Raw genomic sequence first — 20,931 nt, forward strand, 5'->3', positions numbered from 1 at the left:
AAAGGGCGAAACTTATCGAAGAAATGAGCTTTCTATAATTGGATAAATCTAAAGTTAACCAAATGTTAACATAATTCCTGTTGAGGTTCATTTGTTATCTTGTAATATTGCGATATATTAATTAAGCCATTATTCCACTTGCCTACAACTATGAAAAGACTATTCGTTTCCATTTTATTTTTATCAATCATATGGAGTTGTTCTTCCGAAAAGAATTCGAAAACCGAATTAGCTTCTGATGAAGAAAAAAGTTTTCCGGCCGTTTCCACAAACTTAAATTCCCCATCCATGTATCCTGTCCTTAACCAATACATCGAAAGTATTCAATCAGAAATGGAAAATATCCCTGCGGGAAGGAAAAAAGAACTACAAAAACTTGCGCTTTATATCCAGACTAAAAAGAATTCAGGAGAAGCCGCAAATCTAGTTTTCATCTGCACCCACAACAGCAGGAGAAGTCATATGAGTCAATTGTGGGCTGCAACCGCCGCAGAATATTACGGCATTTCTGAAATATTCACTTTTTCCGGAGGTACTGAAGTCACAGCATTCAACCCAAAGGCAGTAGCAGCTATGGAAAGGGCAGGATTTACAGTAGAAAATCCCGGCGGATCCAATCCAAATTATCAGGTAAGATTTGCGGATAATGGCCCAAAAATGGAATGCTTCTCTAAAATTTACGACAACCCATCCAATCCTCAGGAAAATTTTGTGGCCATCATGACTTGCTCGGAGGCAGATAAAAATTGCCCATTCATTCCCGGTGCTTCCATGAGGTCTCCTATCCCTTACGAGGATCCAAAGGATTTTGATGGAACACCTCAGGAACAAGCAGCCTACGATGAAAGATGTCGTCAGATAGCCACTGAAATGTTTTTCCTAATGTCAAAAGTCAAAGCATAAATTCTCCTTTTCGATTCATGTTTGATCAAATCAACGGTTGGGTCTCTGACCAACTAGCCATCAGTTCTGGGCCAAGTGCCTATCTCTTCCTCTTTTTGGGTGGTGTATTGGCTAGCCTTTTGCCCTGCGTCTATCCTGTATATCCTCTGACTGTCAATTTTCTCAGAAACAGGAAAAGCGATCTGGGAAAATTCGCCCATCCCCTGATTTACTATGCGGGTTTGGCATCTATTTACTTTGGCTTTGGGATCATAGCCGCTTTGACAGGAGGTGCATTCAATCAGGTTTTGCAATTGCCCTTGGCTAATCTGAGTATTGGCTTGCTATTATTCGTAATGGCTTTGGCGACGGTTGACTTGCTTCACCTGCCGTTTTTTGGAGGTCAGGTCGAAAGCGAAAAAAATGGATTGGGCGGTACATTCGTAATGGGTGCAGGTGCAGGTCTTTTGTCCTCCGCTTGTGTGGGTCCGATTGTAGTCAGCATACTCATTGCCATTGCTTCAGGAGCTTCTGAAATCACTTTTGGCTTGACTTTGGGAGCGGCTTTCAAGATGATGCTTTTTGGTTTGGGTGTCGGAATACCGGTTTTGCTTTTAGGTGTTTTTGGAATGGCTTTACCAAAAAGCGGAAAATGGATGTTGTCTGTTCAATGGGTATTCGCGATTATGATCGGCTATTTTGCCATCGGATATTTTGTCAAAGGACTAAACGGATTAGGATTTAACGACCAAATGGCGAGTTATACCATCATTGGCGCTATACTTTTTGTATATGCGATTTTTCAGATCCAGTCAGTCCAGAAGACCAAACAAGAAAAAATCAAAACCGCTTTGTATTCTCTTTTGGGAGTAATTGGGTTTTTGATCATGGCTTCCAATGTATTACCGGGTCAAGCTGTTGGTGGAAACAACTTGACAGCGTCAAATTCCGATTCGGATAATATCGAACAAAAAGGAGAACTGACTTGGTATCTCAACAAGGAAAATGCTTACAGCAAAGCAGGAGAAACCGGCAAATTGGTATTTGTAGATTTCCATGCGGATTGGTGTACCAATTGCAAGGCTTTTCAGGAGAAAACACAAAAAGACGAACAGCTGAATGCCGCTTTGCAGAATGCTGTTTTGTATAAAGTGTACGACACTTCTACTGAATTTGACAAATACAGAAATGACCCCAGATTCCCTGAACTCAAAATCGGCATCCCTTTCTTTTTGATCACCGATGCCTCAGGCAATGTATTGTACAAGACCAATGACTTTACCAAAACAGAGGAAATGATTTTGTTTTTGGAATAAATTCAAGAGTTTGATTCCTGCTTGAATTGCTTCATTTGGAATTCAGTTTAAGGAATTTGGTTAGATCCTTATCATGAAACATTAGTTTATTTTCACTTTCCATACTTTACTACTATCGCCAACTGCCCTGCATGGTAAGCCGTATGGGTGGTGATCCTTCCCAATGATTCCGCTTTGGTCTTTTTCCCAAATTCCCTTGTTTCGATGATGGTATCCCAATCATTTTGGTTTGCAATGGCTATCTCCAATTGCTTTCCGGCCTCTTCAGTCAACGCCAACAAAGGTTCCAAATCTGTCCATTCTCCGGTATCTCTTCCTGCTTTGAGCGTTTGGGCATCTACTTTGACATCCATATTTCCAAAAACATTTTTGGCGAAAAGTAACTCCACTTCAGCCATGTGCCGGATCAGGAATCCTACCGAATTTGGACTGGCACCAAGTTTTTTGATTAAATCCTCCTGTTTTAAGTTTGCAAGCTGGATGGTAAACCGGGTGCGGCCTTCTCTCCAAAGTTCGATCAGTGCTTTCATGATAGATAAGTTTATTGTTTTATGGGAAGGCATAGCTGCCAAGTCCCTTTGATGATGAGGTCTTCAATATGCCCTGCCTCTTCCCTGTCATTTCTAATGTAGTGCATGTGAAGCTGACTCGGCGGATTGTTTCCCATAGCAGGCATGGCAAATCTTCCGCCCGCTGTCGTCGCTGCAAATCCTATTATCCAGACATTTTGATTATTTAATTCTAGAGGATAGTCATCCTGCTTTTTAGCCATTGGTGAAAAGTCAGCAACGGTTTCAGGCCTGAGAAAAGCAATATGTGCCTCGATATGGTCTACTTTGGCTTTTATCCTAAAAGGAAAACCACCCACCGTATCCAAACCTGCTTTTCCTGCTTCTCTCAAGATGATTTTGGTAAGTTCATGTCTGTCAGAGATGGGCTCTGTAAATATTGTTTTTTGCCAGGCAGCCACATTACTTCTTACCAAAAAAATCGCTTTCTTATCATAGGTTTGCTCCCAATATGGCTGCCTATCTTTATCCAAGCCTGCATAGAGTGCTTTACCATTGAAGACAATGATTTCTCCCTGAAGATTTTCCATGGCACCAATCGCATAAAGAAACTTTCTGTCAGTGATGGTATCCAAATCGATATTGGCTGATAGATTCTTTTCCTTCATGATCTGTGCCGTCGATCCTATAAGTTGGATGCTTTGGGCTTGGCTCAACAATGGAAAAATGGTCAAGGAGAGTAAGAGGATTTTTTTCATGATATAAAGATTATAAGGAACAGCTTCCGGCATTTTTATTCAGGATATCAGTTTTGATAAAATCTCCTTTCAATACAGGTTTCCATTCAAAGCCGTCTATGGCCTTGATTTGAAATATTTCTTTGGCATCAGCATCCAAAAGAAACTGTGTAAAATCGTCCTCCAAATTCCTGAGCTCCAATAACTGACAATCAGAAAGCTCTTTTTGTACCGCAAGTATTTCCATTTCCTTGATGGCTGAGGGCTTGACACCATCCTTGAGATTGACCTGATAGGTGCTACCATCGGAGATTTTTTGCACCACATAAAGTCCCTCAATGGCATCATCCACATAAAAAGTCCCAAATTGATACCTTGCCCCGGTCAGGTAAACAGCCACATCGGTCAGACAGGGAGAAGATTTAGAAACGATCCTCAAGTCTGTCCTATCGATCAGCCCATCCGGAAATAATGTTTCTAAAGCCTCGTTCAAACCTAATGCCCCTACGACCAATCCATCACAAAGATGACCATGGAATTTGACCATGTCATCCAATCCAACTTCCTGTTGAAATCCCAGTCGACCTTTAGAAAAATCTGTATCAGTGGTTTTGAAGCTGATTTCCTTCTTTCGTTTGGGAAGGTAAATGATAACTCCTTCTAGCTTGGTTTCTATTTTATCCAAATGTCCTGTGAAACTTTGGGCATCATTGATAAAATGGATATGGATATTGCTGTTTTGGGGCGTGTATATCCCTTTTCCGATTTGGGAGTAAAAGCCGATCAGTTCACCAGATTCATTCTCATGCGTGTAATTTTCCTGATTTCGCCTCGACTTAAACCCAGAAAATTCCTCTGATCTCGGCGTCACGATATGGGTGACCATCAGGTCAAACTCCCCTGAAATTTTAAAAACAAATGGTTTTGAAAGGTCAAATCCTTTGGATAAAGCAACTTGTTCAATTGACTTTTCTAAATCAGCCATGCTTGTAACTTGCCCGTCGATCGGAAAAGATTCCCATTCTTCTACTTCTCCATAGACAAAAAATGGCGCTTTCACATCCCATTCTTTCTGAATGGAGGCTTTACCATCCAAGTCCGCTTTTCCTGCAAAAGGAATCCCATCTACCAAGGTAATTTCTCCCTGCATTTTTCCCAAAGGACCCAAACCAAAAATCCGGGGATACTTTTTAAGAGTATCCAAGCTGATGTTTGGAGCAAAATTGTTCCTTCCCATTTCACTCATTGCACCGGCTGATTTGATTTCCCCATGTTGAGAATACCCTAGAAAGCTTGTCAAGATCAGGAAAACCAAAAGGGATAATTTTTTCATATTTTACAATTCAAGATATGATGTGGTTAAAGAAGCCAATTGAAAAGAAAACCCGAAACGATGATAAAGAAGGTCACTGTGCCAAAGAAAATGGCGATCATCTTTATGTTCATGACTTTTTTTAGAAGGGTGGCTTCCGGGATCGAAAGTCCTATGGTCGCCATCATAAAGGCAATGGCTGTACCGATGGGAATTCCTTTGACGACCATCACCTGTACAACAGGTAGGATTCCTGCGGCGTTGGCATATAGAGGAACAGCAAGGATTACGGCAAGCGGAACAGTCCACCATTGACCGGCACCAAGGTATTGCTCAAAGAAGTTTTCGGGAACATAACCATGCATCGCAGCACCTATCCCGATCCCGATGATCACATAGACCACGATGCTTTTGACAATTCCCCAAGCTTCCCCGCCAATGCCGGGCAATCGCTGAAGGAATGGCGTGGATTCTGATTCAAAACCTTCCTGAACTTTATTTTTGTTTTGAATCAACTGTTGGACCCAAGGGGTCAGGTGTTTTTCTAGGTTCAGTTTACCCAAAACAATACCACCGATCATTCCCAGCAAAATCCCCACAGCCGCATAGATCAAGGTGAACTTTAATCCAAACATGCCCAAGAAGATGGCAAGGGCTATTTCATTGACCAATGGAGAGGTAATCAAAAACGCAAAAGTGACTCCCAGTGGAATGCCTCCCTGCACAAATCCAATGAACAGTGGTACGGAAGAACAGGAACAGAATGGCGTGATCGCCCCAAAGAGCGAAGCAAGGAAATATTCCAAACCATACAACTTTCTTCTGTTGAGAAAATCCCTCAAGCGCTCAACCGGGAAATAGGTATTGACAATCCCCATCAAGAATGTGATTACAAAAAGTAAAATCAAAATCTTCAGCGTATCATAGACGAAGAAATTGAGGGCAACACCCAGACGGCTTTCTGCCTCTACATTGATAATGCCGAAGATGAGCCAATCTGCGAAAGTTTGTAACCAGTCAAACAATACCTTAGTATTTAATTATGCAAGTGCTGCAATGATTTCCTGCGAAGTGGGAACTTTGCCCTTTATCTTGACCACTTCATCCACGACCACCGCCGGAGTGGAAAGGATATTATAGGCCATGATGTCCTGGATGTCTTCCACCTTTATAACAGTTGCTTCAATGCCTTCCCTTGCAATAACTTCTTTGATGATGGCTTCAGTCTGTTTGCATTTGGGACAGCCTGTACCTAGGATTTTGATCGTTTTCATGATTGTGTTGGATTAAATAAGCTTTCGAATAATTGAGAAGCCTCTGCCCATTTTTCTTTGTTGAGGCAGTATTTGATTTTAGGAGGCATGATTTCTCCCTGTATCAATCCTGCTTCTTTCAAGGCTTTGAGATGCTGCGAAATGGTAGATTGCGCCAAGGGAATCAAGTCTGTCAAATCACCATTGTAGCAGCAGGATTGTCTATTCAGCAGATTAAGTATCTGTACCCTGACCGGATGTCCCATGGCTTTGGCATATTGAGCGAGGAGGATTTCCTTTTCCTCGTAATCTACTTTAATTGCTGTTCTTTCCATATTGAAATTGTACATCGTAAAAGTACGATGAATAGGAATGGATGAAGGTGATATATATCACCCAGGCGTATGATTTTGGTTTGACATGATGCTTAAGTTCATTATTTCATTTTCTGAAAAAGCCAGAAAAAGTATAGGTTAGTAAAAAAGTGACAAAGAGGGATAAGGGAATGGGGGTAACTTTGAGAAGTTGCCCTAAAATGGGTAATGGAATTACTGCTGAAAAGTGAACCATTCCCCAGATTTTACTTCTTTTACATTTTCCATTACCCAAATTCTATGAGTCCGCACCCTCCTTCTTCAAGGGTGTTTTCAAAACTTTTACCAAAAAATGAATGGTGGCTCCCGTAACCAAGCCTTGGCTGATGATGAGCATAATCAATGGAAGTAGGTTCATTTTGCTAACAGTTTGGTCCTTTTGATATTTGCGATGTGTACTAACATGGTGATGAACAGAAATAATACTACCAACTGAATTCTTGCAAAGTTGGCATAGAATACCTTATCCTCTATTAAATCCCGATCAGTAGCGCTCTTTGCCTCTGTTAGTTGGCTCTTAAGCTCATACAAAGACAATTTTCTGATAATAGAGCCATTATCTAACTCCCATCCCTGTCCACTCAGTAGGTTGTTGATATTGGTGGTCCAGTCATTTCCCTGAGGTGTCACCAATGCCCCTATAAAAACCAGTAGCAGCAAAAACGGGGTTACATATTTGATGATGAACTTAAACACATTGGGAACCTTGATGTCAGCACCATCCGTGATTTCCTGCCAACCTCTGTTTATTCCAAAAATCCATGAAAATAAAACGGATTCTAATAAGGCAAACAATACTAAGCTGACTGTTCCTCCCCAGTAATCATATTCATCAAATACCCCGAGATGATAATAAAAGACCGTCGGCAATCCCATAATCAAAGCCAAAAGTCCAAAAGACCAGGCGCCCCTTTTCATTCCCCAGCCAAATTCATCTTTCATAAATCCCATCCAGGGTGTTCCCATGGCAAGTGAAGAGGTAATGCCTGCAAAAAACAACAACCCAAACCAGAATACTCCGGAAAACATCGCCATGGTAGTGCCCCATTGCTGAAACAGAAAGGGCATCGTCTGAAATGCCATTCCAAATCCTGCATTTTCCAATACCCAATCCAGACCCAAAAATCCGGCGGCTATAGGAATAACAATGGAGCTTCCAAGAACCACCTCGACAAATTCATTCATAAAGCCTGCAGAAACTGCGTTCAATGCGACATCATCATTGGCCCTGAGGTAAGAGGCGTAACATTGGATAGTGCCCATTCCTACCGATAGCGTAAAGAAAATTTGTCCGGCAGCTGCAAACCATACCTTTGGATTAAGTAAGGAATCAAACTGTGGTGTCCATAGAAAATTCAACCCATCCCATGCGCTTGCATCGGGGAACTCTATAGAACGGCCGGATTCTCCCAAAGTCAAAGCCTTCACTGCTAAAATAATCCCAAAAAGGATCAAGAGAGGCATGCCGATTTTGGCTGCTTTTTCGATCCCTCCGAGGCCTTTCGATAGAATATATACATTCAGGGCCAATACCAAAACATAGAATATGACAGGTTCATATGGGATGCCGGTACTGTTGGAACCAATCGAAATGTAACTGTCAAAAAATTGTGCCACCTGCGTTTGGGACATGCCTTCAAATGTGCCCAACATGGTGTGCAGGACATAAGACAGACTCCAAGTCTCGATATAGGTGTAATAGGCCACGACGGCAATGTTTGTAAAGATTCCAAACACTCCTATATATTTCCACAGACTCCCTTTGCCCATCGTATCCAAAATGAATGGCGTACTATGGTTACCGTATTTTCCTCCAAACCGACCGGAAGACCATTCAATAAACAAAAGGGGTATACCCATTACCAAAAAACAAACAAGGTAGGGAATGATAAAAGCGCCTCCTCCGTTTTGGACAGCCTGAACAGGAAAGCGGAGGAAGTTTCCAAGACCTACAGCATTACCTGCCATAGCGAGAATAAGGCCCAACCTAGAACCCCAGGCATCTTTGGCCAATGTTTTCTTTTCCATGAGTATATGATAGAAAAGCTAAATTAAAATGTGAGTGAATGATGTGGTTTATGTCCACGGTCTACTGTATCGACATACAGGACACGCAATAAAAATTTGGATTACTTCAAAAAAAGAAAAATATAGGATGCATTTGGTCCAAAAGGCCGGTAAACCGCAATCCTTTGATACTTCTAAAACCAAAAAGTGAATGAGGTAAATGGATAGATCGGTTTACAAAAAACCAACAAATACTCCCAAAATGCTTGTTGCTATTATCATGAGAAAATATGGAAGTAGTATTGCTTCCTGTAACCATGATGTCCTGCCAATCAACAGAAGACGGGCAATTGTTTCTTGTAAGGTTTTCATAAACCGCCTCAGTGGAGGGATTTGCAAGGCTTTCAAAGCTTTGAACATCTCCTATTGAAAAAGTGAAGATGGAGATAAAGAATATCCCGGATGCAAATACTTTAAATACATCAAGCAGCTGACCACCCATTCTTTGAAATTTTGCTCAAAAGAAATTAAAAATACCACACTTAACAAATGACTACCAAATATTTTTATTGATTCATTTTGATTCTGAAAAAATGTGGAAGGTAACCAACTGTAAATAAAACATCACGATATTTGTTGGGCCTAACTATGCGATAAATATCTGGGACTTCCGTCCTATTGATTTTTTGAGCGGAGGTATTCGGTTTTAATAATAGAAATATTAATTACATTTTAAAGATTTGAGAACTTTATGACGCTTCTATTTATATATCTTTTTATTGCCCTTATCACATCGTTTTTATGTTCTATAATGGAGGCTGTTTTGCTTTCTGTCCCGATCTCATATTTAAAATCAAAGTCGGAATATGGCGACACAAGCGCAGACGCCATGATAAAACTCAAGGAAAATGTTGACAAACCTTTGTCAGCCATCCTATCCTTAAATACGGTAGCACATACAGTAGGAGCGGCCGGAGTAGGAGCACAGGCGACAATTGTTTTTGGTGAAGCCTACTTTGGAATTGTATCAGCGGTATTGACCCTTTTGATCTTGGTACTTACTGAAATCATACCAAAAACACTTGGAGCAAACTATAGTAGGGAACTTGTAGGATCAGCTTCGAAGGTGATCAATGGAATGATTTTTATTACTTACCCTTTGGTGTGGCTTTCTTCTATATTGACAAAAATGCTGGCGAGAGAAAAATCGGAACTGACCACGAGCAGAGAGGAGATTTCTGCATTGACAAATATTGGTACACATGAAGGGATTTTTGCAGACAAGGAAAATAAGATCATCCAAAACCTGATCAAACTTAAAAGTGTACAAATCAAAGAGGTTATGACACCTCGGATGGTGGTGGTCACTGCAAATGAGGAAATGACTTTACAGGAATTTTTGAAGAATAAAGAATTTTTGCACTTTTCTAGAATTCCGATTTATTACGACAATAGGGATAATATCACAGGTTATGTATTTAGAGAATTGGTTTTTGAAAAATTGGCAGAAGACCAGTTTGATTTAAAACTTAAAGACATCAAACGTGACATTATTTCCTTCCCTGAAGACATTACCCTATTCGATGCATGGGAAGAATTGCTTCAAAAAAGAGAACAAATATCTTTGGTTATAGACGAATATGGGGGAATGGATGGAATTACCACATTGGAAGATATTATTGAATCTTTGCTCGGTTTTGAAATTGTAGATGAAAAGGACAGAGTGGATGACATGCAGCAATATGCTGTAAAAAGATGGCAAGACAAGCAGAAAAAATACGAACTTTTGAAAAAGGACAAATAGTGGTTAAGGAGATTCTTATGTCATAGGAAGTCCAACTTTTTAATAGTTACCGGAAACACCTTGGGCAAAACAAATTACCAATAAAGTACGCCGAATGGTAGAAAAAAGAAAAGACAGGTGGAACCTATCTTATCTAAGTTGCAAAAAGCCTAATAATAATTTCTTATAATGTTTTTTTCTAGTTAATTATCCGTGGTAGGTAATTATCGGTCTCATTAAATTCACCCAAACAAAATCAACCATTACAAAAACTCCAACACTATTGACCTATAAGCAATAGTGGAGGTATATCTTACCTTACCACGGATAATTTAAAAAGTGTCCTTTATCACGATTAAAATGACTGCATATTTATATTGCCCGTACCTCTTAAGCTATAATCATTTTAATAAACAAAGCTGAAACAATTTACTTTGGCGGGTTATCAAAATTTTTGAGAAATATTATATATTCTTTGGATTTTTCAGGAACCTAGACTTATTACGTGGGAAGGATTTTGTAGTCCTTTAACTGCCTTACCTGTCTTTTCAACTAACTTTCTTAAATTTTTTTACCTAAACCCTTGTTTATTTTCAAGGCAATAACTACATTTTGTTCTAGGTACATGGTACCCACAGTTTCATTCATACACCCTAAATAATCCAATCAATGGAAAATCGAATCTCGATCGAGATCCCACCTGCGGATCTCCAGGCCATCAAGGCCGCTCTCCAACAAGTACAGGGTCTTTTGGCCCCCCATGTCATCGCACTCACACCCGAGCAGCGCAAGACTATCCCCAAGATGAGTGACGGCACGGAGCCTTTTGTAGACAAGGTCATGGACTATGCCATCAACAATGCGGAGTTTCTTCCGCCCTTTGTCAGTCAAGGCGAACTCCAAAAAGATTGGAATGCCACCTCCAATCTGCTTCCGCTACTCAGGATGGTAGATCAGATCAAAGACAACATGAGCGATACCGCCATGCTTGCAGGCTCTGAGGCTTATGTGGGTGCGCTGAGTTATTACAACTCGGTCAAGCAGGCCGCGAAGGTCAATGCTCCCGATGCCAAAGCCATCTATGAAGACCTGAGAAAGAGGTTTGAGAAGCAGGGCAGGAAGCCATCCTCCAACGAATAAAGAAAAAAGATTAACCCTTGATTGAAACTTAGACTTAACCGGACCTGCAAGGGTCCGGTTTTTTTATTTCCACGCTTTGAGAAAAAGACCTGTAAGGTTTTCAAAACCTGACAGGTCTATCCAAAGATATCACCTTACCCACTTCGGAGAACCATCGTGTCACCTAAAAGCCGACAGCGAGAGCCAAAAAGGCGACCCGGGTTACCAAAATGGTGAGACGTGTCACCAAAAAGGTGACCGCGAGGTGCAAAAAGGTGACACAGGTTACCAAAATGGCGAGACGTGTTACCAAAAAGGCGACCGCGAGGTGCAAAAAGACGACACGGGTTAGCAAAAAGGTGAGACGTGTCACCTCTGAGGCGACCGCTGTCAGCAAAAAGGCGACCCGTGTCAGTAAAAAGGTGACTCGGGTAAGTAAAAAGGTGACTCGGGTAGGTTATGAAGTGGAGGGGGGTACTTCCGAAGTACCCCCCTTCACTTCGGAGTAAGAATAATCGGTAAATGGTGACAACAACCTGAGAGGCTTGAACTTCTCAGAATTGGGATTTCTAATCCCAAAAAATAAAAGGGTGGAATTACAAAATCCCACCCAGCGGGGGGGTAATAAAGCAGAACAGTTTGGAGGTTTTCCCAAACCTTTAAAATTTGAAAATTAAACTATTCCTGATTGATTAGAACTATGAATAACAATAATTAGTGGTTAATCTACCTTTTTTTATATTTTTGTTGCTTATCCTAATATTTCCTATTATCTTTTTGAAAATATTTTTATCCACACAAAACCCCTAATAACATGAAAAAAGTAAATTTAATCGCATGGAGTTCAGCATTCTTCTTCTCCTTTCTGATTTTGGTTTCCAGCTGTAGTCTGGAAGATTCGTCACAGGCCCCCGACCTGTCCGATGCAACTGCGAGATTATTGAAACCCGATATCACTGTACCTAGTGATTACATTCCTGGTAGCCTCAATGCCCGCAAAAATTGGATGCCCGGTGAAGGATGGGCTAAAGCCAATGATGTATCCTTGACAGGTGGAGCTCTTGGTACAGGGACTGAATCTCAATCCTATAAAGCCACCCTGAAGGCCGGAACCATATCCGGAACCTTCGAAGTTTCCAACTTTGATGAAAATGGTGTTTTGGAAGCTTTTGCAAAAGGGGATGTTACTTGTATGGTCTTCGAAGAAGACTGTAAGACTGTTCGTATGACCGGCGTGATTACCGAGACGAATGTTCCTGGTTTTGTTGGAAGGTATGCAATATGGATAGCTGAGGACAATGGTATCGGATTGGATGCCACCACTGATATCCGGTATGGTCTTGTTAAAGCAACGGCTGATTTTCATTGCGAAACAGGGTTTACAATAGCCGCATTCGGTGCTGGAGCATTCTTTGAAGGAATCGATGCCAACGTCAAAGTCCATTCCAAGGATTGCTTTGGTGACGTGACTGGAGATAACGGAAATTAAAAGAAGACTTATATTAGTTGAAGCAGGAGGGATCAATCTCTCCTGCTTTTTTTTTGTCCTGATGTTGGCTCACTGATATCCATAAATTGTAAGAATGTGACATAAGGATTTGTGATTTTGGATATCATTATAATTGGTAATCCATTGAAATGGTTTTTCTTTCTTGATCCACCTTGATGACCAATGGTTGAAACTATAAGCTATAAATTCTGATTCTCATCCATCTTATTCAATTTCAAAAACTCTTCGTATTCCTGACTGAATGATTTTTTCTGGTGGTGTGCCTTTTGATTTTTGATATAGGTAAAAACCTTCTCTACAATGGATTCAGAAACAGAATATGCAGCATAACCTGTTTGCCATAAAACTTTTCCACTGTAAGATCATTTTGGTTGATATAATGAGAGCTGCTTCCTTTTACCTGTTTGATAACTTCCGTGATTGATTTTTGGGGATTCAATAAAAATAAACAATGTATATGATCTGACATTCCATTGATAATCCTTACCGGACATCCTGATTCACGAAACTGTTCTGAGATGAATTGATGAATCTTAGGTTCAGCAACTGAATTGATCAATGGCATCCTTTCTTTTGTGGCCCAAATGGCGTGGATCCATAATTTGTTATAGGAATGGGACATATGATGAGGGATTTTGGATAATGTTTAATTCAGATTTTAAAACCATTGAAATGGTTCTTGGTCACTCGATGCATCATCCATAGCCCACGGTTTAAACCGTGGGCTATGTCGTTGCAACGTCTTAAATAAAATGGATTTATCCATTTCCCTCCACTATCCTAATCTCCTCGTCTGTCAAGTCATAAACTGGATTACTAAGCAAGGCAAATGATAATTATCTTAACTCCTTAATAAAAGGTTGGAATGCATTTTCAAACTTTGGCAGATTAAGAATGAAAAACTCATTCATAATTGGCCAGTCATTTCCATTGAAAATATTGACCCCTTGATGTTCAATTCTGACTCGGCTCATTTTATTATCAGGAAGTTCCTCCCATCCTAATTGGCCTCCAAATATGCTTTCTATATTTTCTTTGTTTTTATGAAGTCTCTTATATAACAATTTGTTTTTCTCTTTAGTAGATGTTGAAATCGTTAATTCAATCCTTACATGTGTTTTTGTAATGATAAAGTTGTAGGACACTCCACCAATTCCTGCACCTGTTCCTAACCAATGGTCTTTAGTAGGATTGACATTGACAAATAAATTTTTGTGTTTGATAAGAGGCAATATTTGTTGCCAATACTTTTTTCTAATTCCAAATCTGTTTGGCTCAGCTTCGTTTTCTAAAGGGGATTGAAATTTTATGAACAATTCATCTTCCAATTCAAATATTGAAAGTATCTTTTTTAAGTTCGAAAATTTGGAATTGCTATCTATGTTTGATTCAATAAACCAACCATTATTAACCTCTTGGGGAGCTCTAAAATCTGCTTCGCTTCGTGTTATTTTTATAACATTTTGATTGGTCAATAACAGTTGAGAGTTCTTTTCATAAAGGTTTCTAATTACGTAGAAATACATTTGAGCTACCGTGTCTTCTTCAACCTTGGTGTTTTCAAAAATGAAATACTCAAGTTTTTTATTGGTTGGGCTTTCGGCATCAAAAATATTCTGCTCTTCTAAATCAGATTCCTGATTGATTTCAACTTCAGGAAATTCCCAGATTTTTAAGAATCGATCATAGATTATATTCAGACGTTCCTCATATTTTGAAATATCCCACTTGTCTAATGAACTTAGGTAAGAGTTTAACCATAGTCTGCTAAATTGGTAACCTTGTTTTTGGTCATCATTATTCATTTCCTTTTTGGCAAGGAATGACTTATTGCCTAAAGGTCCATTATTACCTGAAAGAGTAAGGTTTCCAATTGTATTTAGATACTTTTCCTTAAAAAGGAAATATTCTTCAGATGATAAATCTTCAATCCAAGTCTCATTAGGGTTTCTTGGGAAGATATGTTCTATTGTAATCTTTTCATTACTTGTATCAACAAATTCACGGTTGTTGTAATTCTCCAGCAATTCAAAAAAGTAATTTCTGTTTTTCGGTTGGGTATTGTACAAATCCTTATCTCTTAAGGCTGTCTTGATATCCTCATTACTTGGAAACTTGGCACTTCCTTTCTTTTTGATTAAAGCTTTAGCAAGGGAATCGTAGTATTCCTCTGTGTCGACTTCTGAATACAAGGTCATAAAAATTTTATTCAATGCACTAGTAGGTAATCCAACAATAAATCTTCTCCAAGCGTAGGACTGTATTAGTTTTAAAATTTTTATCAATTCATTTTTTCCTATCATTCCATTTTCAGCATCCTCGAATACTTGAAGGAGAAAGGGATAAGCCACATTTATTTCTAATCGATTGATATATTCTAATTCCTTTTTGGTATCGGAGTCGGCAACCGTAAATGGATTAATAAACTTCTTATAGTGTATTGATAATGATTTTATATTTTCAAGTTCCTGTTGATACGCTTCATCTTTTTTATTGGCATAGAGACTTTTAAACTCTGCGTAAACCTTACTTTTATTTGGTATTTTTTTATTTCTAAGGGTCAAGTAATCCCTTATATATTCTGACACTAAAGAATTCTGCTTTACTAAATCTTTGGCATTTTCTTCAATGGGGCTCCATACCGTTTCAAAAATTCTATTTTGGTCCTTCGGAGGTAAGTCCATCAAAATAAAGTTTCTTATTAAATCAGATTGGGATAAATCCAATCCCGTTGAGTTCAAACTTTCAAAAATACGCTGCGGATCGTCTTTGTCTCTTTCCAATGAGATTTCAACAAAGATCAATCGATTCAATCCATTCAAGATTAATTCAAAATTATCATCATTGATTACGCTCCTGAAATAATTGTAGTTTTCGATCACATTAGAAAAACCATGGGATATACTTTCGGTACCAAGCAAAATAGATTTGAATGCCAAAGAATTGGTGTCCGTTTGTTTCAGTTTCAATTTACTTGATTCATTTTTAACATACTGATTTGTTAAAAACATATTGTAAAGGCGTTCTGCGTCATGCGATTTACCACTTGATTTTGCAAAGCGATACAGCGCTACATACAAAATATTGATAGTGGTTAATCTCTGCTGACCATCGATAATGACCAATTCCTTGACTTCATTTACTATGAAAATACCTTCATGAACAAATACAATACTCCCTATAAAATGGGTACCCCGATCTTCTGATTGCACAGAGATGATATCATTAAGGAGCTCCTTACATTCTGTATTTGTCCAATCATAATTTCTTTGATAAACCGGAATAACAAACTGTATATTGGGTGTCTGCAAAAAGTTATTTATTTGTGATTGAGTTGCTTTCATCAGTTTAAATTTTATTGTTTTCTATAATGTTAATCTCCTCCTCCGTCAATCCATACAACTCATACACCAAGGCATCGACCTCCCGGTCGAGGCGGGTGATGTCGGATTGGAGGGATTGGGCTTTGGCTTTTTGTTCATGGAAATACGCCATCCATTCCGCTTCTTCTGACAGACTCAGCTTCACCTTGGCCTTGGCCAACTCTCCCAAAAATCCCTTGAAGTCCAAGTCAGGCCAGTTTTGGAGTTTGGTTGAGGGTTTTTCTATGTGGAATTTGGATTGAAGTAATCCCAAAAATCTAGATGTTGAGGACTGGAGATTTTTAGTTGCTTCGATTATCATATCAGCTTTACTTTCAAACTGTTCTTCATTCTTAAATTCTGGAATAGGAATTTGTTCAAAATATTGAGGTTTTACTTCAATATAGCCACCACTTCTGACGACGCAGATTGATTTAAGGAATTCCCAAACCAATTTAGAATTCAGAACACAAAGTAAAGTTTTACTTGAAGTTTGAAGGAAAACAGCAGGAGCATTTACAAAAACACCCTCAGTGTCTAGACTAAACTTATTCTTATTTTGAAGATTTGGAAAAATGATTTTTGGTTGTTCAAACAAATCATAATAGGCACAATTCCTAAGTTCCCACCAAAAATCTCCTTTATCATATCTCTTCTTCCCTCCCTCCTCGAAAGGCATAAGATGGTTTATTATTTCAGGGAAGTCTTTTTTTAATAAGCTTAAAGCGTCATCCTCTTGTATATAAGTACCATATTTAATTTTAGTCCATCCACTTGGGAATAAAATAAGTTTTTGTTGAGGGTCTGGGGTTTTCCATTTTTTGATTTCCTTTCCTTCATAGATCATTTTAACATGATGGGAAATGGGCCAATTAGCTTCAATGATAAATGCTTCATTTAATGCTGTTTTGACACCGTAGTAACATTTACCATATTTTTCTCTTACGGATTTAAATGAGTTTAATTTTTGAAACAAACCAACATTTTCCTTTGGAAGGAACGACCAAGAAGAGTTTTTTAAAGAATTTTGAGGCACTATAACATTTTTGTGTAAGGCAATATCAATGGCTTTTGCCTGTGAGGATTGGGGGATTTTAGTAAATGGAAATTGATTATCTATCACAATTTTTTTGTCCAATAAGATAATAACCGGATATGTAGTGGCCCCATCAAATACCTGGACTTCAGTAAAATCCACATAAGTAAAAATCCTTGAATTCTCTTTTAAATACTTCCTCAATACTATTCCAGCTGAGGTTTTATCAAAGGTGTTAGAGATAAAGCCCATCAATCCAGTATTAGGATTTATTAGGTTGGAACCGAGTTCATAGAAATATGCAAAAAGATCACTAGCCGGATCAAATACTTTAAAGTGTTTTGAAAAATATGATCTGAATTCACTAAGAAGCTCTGCCCTTACATAAGGCGGATTCCCCACCACCACATCAAACCCTCCTTTGGCAAAGACCTTTGGGAATTGGGCTTGCCAGTCAAAGGCCAAGTCTCCTGCTACTTCGGGGTCATCGATCAGGGAGTTGCCTACTTTGATATTGGAGCTTAGGGTACTGAGTTTTCTTCCCTTCTGTGCTGTGCGCAGCCACAAGCTGAGGCGGGCGATCTCCACAGATTCTTCATTGATATCGACGCCGAAGATGTTGTTTTCGAGGATATGGTTTTCCACGTTTGGGAAGACGATGCTGCTTTCGAAGAGCATGGATTCGAGTTCGTCCAGATACCGGTGCTCGGCCATCAGGAACTCCAGCACCTGATTCAGGAAAGCACCCGAACCGCAGGCAGGATCGCAGATGGCGAGTTGCAGCAGCCATTCCCGATAAGCTTTGAGTTGGGTCACAAGCTTCTGGAGCGTGTCTTTCTTTCTTCCGGCTTTCCCCTTGGCGAAGTCTTCGTCGACGATGCCCAGCTCGGTTTTTTTCTCTGTGCAGAGTTTGCCGACGGTATTGTCTACGATGTATTTGGTGATGTACTTGGGGGTGTAGAATACCCCGTCTTTCTTCCGCTTGGTTTTGCTTTTGTCTACCTGCGTTCCTTCGAGGGAAGCGCGGACATTCTCGATATCGTTCAGACTGTGTTCGAAGATATGGCCGAGGATATTGGTATCTACTTCGGATTCGAAGTCATACTCGGTGAGTTTGGAGACGTGCTTTTTGAGTAGGGCATCGGAGATAGTCAAGCTGTCAAGCAGTTCATCAGGTGCAAAGAGTCCCCCGTTGTAGGCATGGATTTCGGCTTTGCCTGGAAGTGCCCGTCCGGTATTCATATAGCCGAAGTACTTTTTGAAGCGGTCATACAGTGGCCGGTACTCGTCCATCTCGGCGAGTTTGTCCCATTGCTTGACGATCTCGGAGATGGAGTTTGGCGGCAGCAGTCCCTTGTCCTCAGCAAAGAAGATAAAGAGAAAGCGGTCAAGTAGCTTTTGGCTTTTTTTATAGAGCAGGAGTTCGTCCAGTCCGGGATTATTGGCGACGGTATCCTGCCACAGTTCCTGCTTGAAGGCGGAGTAATCAGAATAGAGTTTCTTGGTAACTTGCTCCTCGACAAGGAGCGATTCCGTCTTGATCTGTTGTGGGATTCCTTTGAGGAGGTTGTCCTTTTGGAGCAACAGCCACAGCAGGCGGAATTCCTCCTGCTGCATCTGCAGGATGGAGAACTCGATATAATCTACCGCATTGTGGATGTAGAAGCGCAGCTTTTCAAAGTTGCTCGTAATGACATAGATACAGTCGGGATGGTTGTTTTTGTAATTGAAAGCCTGATCCCTGATTTTCTCTAAGTCTTTGGTATCCGTTCCTTTGAGTTCGATCACGGCGATGGCTTTGCCGTCCTTGATGATGGCGCCGTCGGTTTTCTTGCTGTCCTTGATGTTTTTGAGTTCCGTGGTCAGGTTAAAATCCGGATCGGGATTGATCGTATACCCGAGGATGTTGACAAAAAGCTCACGCAGAAATCCCTCCTGAAACTGTTCCTCTTTGGAAGCCCGGATATTTGCCCGGCGCATCGGATCGTGGAAGTAAGTCAGGTAAGCCCCAAAAGCAGCATGCATAGCGGCATAATCCTGACCTGCGAGGTATTTTTTAAGGACTGAATTTTGAAAAAGGGGCATAAGCTAATTTGGGATCAAAAAGGCATTCAAACTAATTGGGTTTTTGAAGATAAGGAAGGAAAGTAACTTATCGGTCAATGGAGGCGAAAAAATTAAGAATGAAGGATGATAAATGATGAAAGAAATTCAGTGGCAGCGTGTCCTTGGCGTTTATTGCCACCTGCTTTAGCTGGTGGATCAAAAAAAGTAATCAGGCTTAAAGGCTTTAGCCAAAGAAAATGTAATAGATTAAACTCTATCCTAAAACCCATGCCGATAGGTCGGCACCACCCAACGTCACATCATACTTCGAAGCTAAAAAGCAAAAGACTACGCCTAGAAAGGTACTTCGGAAGTACCCCCCTCCCCGGAGAAGTACCCTTTACCCCATGGTACAAGTTTGTATTTTTACTTAGAAAAATACCAGCGTTCTACGGATTTTGATCTATCATTCGTTTCAGTGATACTAAACACGAATTTGTTTGTTGAAAATTCTTCAATGACATATGAGGTTGTGGAGCCTCCGGCAGTCAGAAAAAGGTTTGACTTGGTATTTTCCCATTCAAATTCGCTGCCTTCAAAATTCCCACCTAAGTCCTCTCCTGTCCCATCTTTTTTGAAAACTATTTCACCCTGGTTTACACTTTCGCTTTCACCTGCAATAATACCATCAACATATGTTTCCTGTACGTACCTGTCGATATTCCAGGTTCCAATAATCCATTTTTCAATATCCTGTGCATCATCCTGACAGCCGGCTAAAAGGAAAATTGACATCAACATGGTGCATAGATACCCCTTTTTTAAATTTTCTATAACCATTAGAATTAGATTATAATCTATGAATATTTGTTTTTAAATGTAATATCCTGAACCATCCTTAAAGGTCAGGTTCAGGATATTATCCAATTAATCATCAAATTTTTCTTCAAAGGCTTCTATTGCCTGTTCAAATTTTTCCCAAATCTGCTTAGCAAGGTCGGTATTTCCATCAGGGCTGCCTTCATAAATTTCAATAATTCCATCACCATTGCCATCTAAGGCTAAGGCAAGATCAACTCCACCATTTTCAGGGTCGAAAAGCTTCGATAGATCGAATTCAACAAGTATCACACTTAACTCACTTGGCGTTAATACCACATTATCACTGTTTTCGAATTCTATTTCAACTTCATCGTTTTCATCTGTCCAAAATACAAATGGCAGCTCACCGATAAATCCATTAATTACCACTGATTTGTCAAACATTTCAGAGTTGGGATCTTCATTTTCCCGGATCTTAAATTCTATTTCATCATAAGCGGCCACCGGTAAGGCAACATTAGCCAGGGTCTCGGTCAGGCCACTTCCATCACGGAATAATTGTACTTCGAAAGGACCATCAAGCTCCACATCAGAAGCTATGACCCCTGGTGCAAAAAGCGGGTCATTATCATCATATTCAAGTTCCACTTCTTCAATGTTTACAAGAAAAGAAGTAATCTGCACAGTATTTAATAACCTTCCGGAACTCAAGCCTGCAGATGAATTATAGCTGGCGGAAAAATTAATCCGTGCATTTTGGGCTGGTGCTTCCTCCTCCTTATCACAAGAGAAAAGTACAGTTGCTGTAAGCAATGCCAGCAGGCCAATCATTAAATTGAATTTTTTCATAATCTGATCTTTAA

19 protein-coding genes and 1 pseudogene are annotated in these 20,931 nt (G+C 39.8%); 7 read left to right on the forward strand and 13 right to left on the reverse strand.

Annotated elements, in window-relative coordinates:
- Positions 1–150 precede the first annotated feature (150 nt).
- Complete coding sequence (locus M3O96_RS08615; protein ID WP_249719937.1) at positions 151–903, forward strand: low molecular weight phosphatase family protein; 753 nt, start codon at positions 151–153, stop codon at positions 901–903.
- A gap of 17 nt (positions 904–920) precedes the next feature.
- Positions 921–2,198, forward strand: coding sequence for a protein-disulfide reductase DsbD family protein (locus tag M3O96_RS08620; protein ID WP_249719938.1), 1,278 nt, complete (start codon positions 921–923; stop codon positions 2,196–2,198).
- A 92-nt stretch (positions 2,199–2,290) separates the two neighbouring features.
- Here the strand turns inward: M3O96_RS08620 and M3O96_RS08625 are convergent, their stop codons facing one another.
- The 8 genes from M3O96_RS08625 to M3O96_RS08660 all read right to left on the reverse strand — a co-directional run bounded on the left by M3O96_RS08625 (position 2,291) and on the right by M3O96_RS08660 (position 8,892).
- Positions 2,291–2,728: a DinB family protein gene (locus M3O96_RS08625; protein WP_249719939.1), complete on the reverse strand. Its 438-nt coding sequence runs from the start codon at positions 2,726–2,728 to the stop codon at positions 2,291–2,293.
- An 11-nt stretch (positions 2,729–2,739) separates the two neighbouring features.
- Positions 2,740–3,465, reverse strand: a complete 726-nt coding sequence (locus M3O96_RS08630) for an acetolactate decarboxylase (RefSeq protein WP_249719940.1) — start codon at positions 3,463–3,465, stop codon at positions 2,740–2,742.
- Between the two features lie 10 nt (positions 3,466–3,475).
- Positions 3,476–4,777 carry an acetolactate decarboxylase gene (locus tag M3O96_RS08635; RefSeq protein ID WP_249719941.1) on the reverse strand — a complete coding sequence of 434 codons (1,302 nt, stop codon included), beginning with the start codon at positions 4,775–4,777 and terminating at the stop codon, positions 3,476–3,478.
- A gap of 26 nt (positions 4,778–4,803) precedes the next feature.
- Entirely contained in the window at positions 4,804–5,781 is a 978-nt protein-coding gene (locus M3O96_RS08640; RefSeq protein ID WP_249719942.1) for a permease, read from the reverse strand.
- 15 nt (positions 5,782–5,796) lie between these two features.
- Positions 5,797–6,030 (reverse strand): thioredoxin family protein, encoded by a 234-nt coding sequence (locus tag M3O96_RS08645; RefSeq protein ID WP_249719943.1) that lies wholly within the window; start codon positions 6,028–6,030, stop codon positions 5,797–5,799.
- Complete coding sequence (locus tag M3O96_RS08650) at positions 6,027–6,344, reverse strand: ArsR/SmtB family transcription factor (protein ID WP_249719944.1); 318 nt, start codon at positions 6,342–6,344, stop codon at positions 6,027–6,029. Before M3O96_RS08650 ends, M3O96_RS08645 begins: the two co-directional genes overlap by 4 nt.
- A gap of 393 nt (positions 6,345–6,737) precedes the next feature.
- Positions 6,738–8,411 (reverse strand): SLC5/6 family protein, encoded by a 1,674-nt coding sequence (locus M3O96_RS08655; protein WP_249719945.1) that lies wholly within the window; start codon positions 8,409–8,411, stop codon positions 6,738–6,740.
- A 106-nt stretch (positions 8,412–8,517) separates the two neighbouring features.
- Entirely contained in the window at positions 8,518–8,892 is a 375-nt protein-coding gene (locus M3O96_RS08660; protein ID WP_249719946.1) for a hypothetical protein, read from the reverse strand.
- 249 nt (positions 8,893–9,141) lie between these two features.
- Here M3O96_RS08660 and M3O96_RS08665 point away from each other — a divergent pair, with 249 nt between their 5' ends.
- The 5 genes from M3O96_RS08665 to M3O96_RS08685 all read left to right on the forward strand — a co-directional run bounded on the left by M3O96_RS08665 (position 9,142) and on the right by M3O96_RS08685 (position 12,781).
- Complete coding sequence (locus M3O96_RS08665; protein ID WP_283773973.1) at positions 9,142–10,194, forward strand: CNNM domain-containing protein; 1,053 nt, start codon at positions 9,142–9,144, stop codon at positions 10,192–10,194.
- Positions 10,195–10,923: 729 nt separating this feature from the next.
- Positions 10,924–11,313, forward strand: coding sequence for a hypothetical protein (locus M3O96_RS08670; protein WP_249719947.1), 390 nt, complete (start codon positions 10,924–10,926; stop codon positions 11,311–11,313).
- A 76-nt stretch (positions 11,314–11,389) separates the two neighbouring features.
- Positions 11,390–11,644: a hypothetical protein gene (locus M3O96_RS08675; protein WP_249719948.1), complete on the forward strand. Its 255-nt coding sequence runs from the start codon at positions 11,390–11,392 to the stop codon at positions 11,642–11,644.
- A gap of 7 nt (positions 11,645–11,651) precedes the next feature.
- Entirely contained in the window at positions 11,652–11,801 is a 150-nt protein-coding gene (locus M3O96_RS08680) for a hypothetical protein (RefSeq protein ID WP_249719949.1), read from the forward strand.
- 305 nt (positions 11,802–12,106) lie between these two features.
- Positions 12,107–12,781, forward strand: a complete 675-nt coding sequence (locus M3O96_RS08685; protein ID WP_249719950.1) for a hypothetical protein — start codon at positions 12,107–12,109, stop codon at positions 12,779–12,781.
- A gap of 200 nt (positions 12,782–12,981) precedes the next feature.
- Here M3O96_RS08685 and tnpA read toward each other — a convergent pair.
- The 5 genes and pseudogenes from tnpA to M3O96_RS08710 all read right to left on the reverse strand — a co-directional run bounded on the left by tnpA (position 12,982) and on the right by M3O96_RS08710 (position 20,917).
- Positions 12,982–13,424, reverse strand: a pseudogene (tnpA, locus tag M3O96_RS08690) (IS200/IS605 family transposase).
- Positions 13,425–13,638: 214 nt separating this feature from the next.
- Positions 13,639–16,146, reverse strand: a complete 2,508-nt coding sequence (locus tag M3O96_RS08695; RefSeq protein WP_249719952.1) for a DUF4268 domain-containing protein — start codon at positions 16,144–16,146, stop codon at positions 13,639–13,641.
- A 4-nt stretch (positions 16,147–16,150) separates the two neighbouring features.
- Positions 16,151–19,285 (reverse strand): Eco57I restriction-modification methylase domain-containing protein, encoded by a 3,135-nt coding sequence (locus M3O96_RS08700; protein WP_249719953.1) that lies wholly within the window; start codon positions 19,283–19,285, stop codon positions 16,151–16,153.
- A gap of 387 nt (positions 19,286–19,672) precedes the next feature.
- Positions 19,673–20,041, reverse strand: a complete 369-nt coding sequence (locus M3O96_RS08705) for a lipocalin family protein (RefSeq protein WP_249719954.1) — start codon at positions 20,039–20,041, stop codon at positions 19,673–19,675.
- Positions 20,042–20,173: 132 nt separating this feature from the next.
- Positions 20,174–20,917: a hypothetical protein gene (locus M3O96_RS08710; RefSeq protein ID WP_249719955.1), complete on the reverse strand. Its 744-nt coding sequence runs from the start codon at positions 20,915–20,917 to the stop codon at positions 20,174–20,176.
- Positions 20,918–20,931 lie beyond the last annotated feature (14 nt).

This window comes from Aquiflexum sp. TKW24L, from assembly GCF_023502205.1.
Classification (GTDB): Bacteria; Bacteroidota; Bacteroidia; order Cytophagales; family Cyclobacteriaceae; genus Cognataquiflexum.

Bases quoted from the DNA above. Each gene is read 5' to 3' on its own strand.
- M3O96_RS08615 (WP_249719937.1), top strand. From the start codon at position 151: ATGAAAAGACTATTCGTTTCCATTTTATTTTTATCAATCATATGGAGT.
- M3O96_RS08620 (WP_249719938.1), top strand. From the start codon at position 921: ATGTTTGATCAAATCAACGGTTGGGTCTCTGACCAACTAGCCATCAGT.
- M3O96_RS08625 (WP_249719939.1), bottom strand. From the start codon at position 2,728: ATGAAAGCACTGATCGAACTTTGGAGAGAAGGCCGCACCCGGTTTACC.
- M3O96_RS08630 (WP_249719940.1), bottom strand. From the start codon at position 3,465: ATGAAAAAAATCCTCTTACTCTCCTTGACCATTTTTCCATTGTTGAGC.
- M3O96_RS08635 (WP_249719941.1), bottom strand. From the start codon at position 4,777: ATGAAAAAATTATCCCTTTTGGTTTTCCTGATCTTGACAAGCTTTCTA.
- M3O96_RS08645 (WP_249719943.1), bottom strand. From the start codon at position 6,030: ATGAAAACGATCAAAATCCTAGGTACAGGCTGTCCCAAATGCAAACAG.
- M3O96_RS08650 (WP_249719944.1), bottom strand. From the start codon at position 6,344: ATGGAAAGAACAGCAATTAAAGTAGATTACGAGGAAAAGGAAATCCTC.
- M3O96_RS08655 (WP_249719945.1), bottom strand. From the start codon at position 8,411: ATGGAAAAGAAAACATTGGCCAAAGATGCCTGGGGTTCTAGGTTGGGC.
- M3O96_RS08660 (WP_249719946.1), bottom strand. From the start codon at position 8,892: ATGGGTGGTCAGCTGCTTGATGTATTTAAAGTATTTGCATCCGGGATA.
- M3O96_RS08665 (WP_283773973.1), top strand. From the start codon at position 9,142: ATGACGCTTCTATTTATATATCTTTTTATTGCCCTTATCACATCGTTT.
- M3O96_RS08685 (WP_249719950.1), top strand. From the start codon at position 12,107: ATGAAAAAAGTAAATTTAATCGCATGGAGTTCAGCATTCTTCTTCTCC.
- M3O96_RS08695 (WP_249719952.1), bottom strand. From the start codon at position 16,146: ATGAAAGCAACTCAATCACAAATAAATAACTTTTTGCAGACACCCAAT.
- M3O96_RS08700 (WP_249719953.1), bottom strand. From the start codon at position 19,285: ATGCCCCTTTTTCAAAATTCAGTCCTTAAAAAATACCTCGCAGGTCAG.
- M3O96_RS08705 (WP_249719954.1), bottom strand. From the start codon at position 20,041: ATGTCAATTTTCCTTTTAGCCGGCTGTCAGGATGATGCACAGGATATT.
- M3O96_RS08710 (WP_249719955.1), bottom strand. From the start codon at position 20,917: ATGAAAAAATTCAATTTAATGATTGGCCTGCTGGCATTGCTTACAGCA.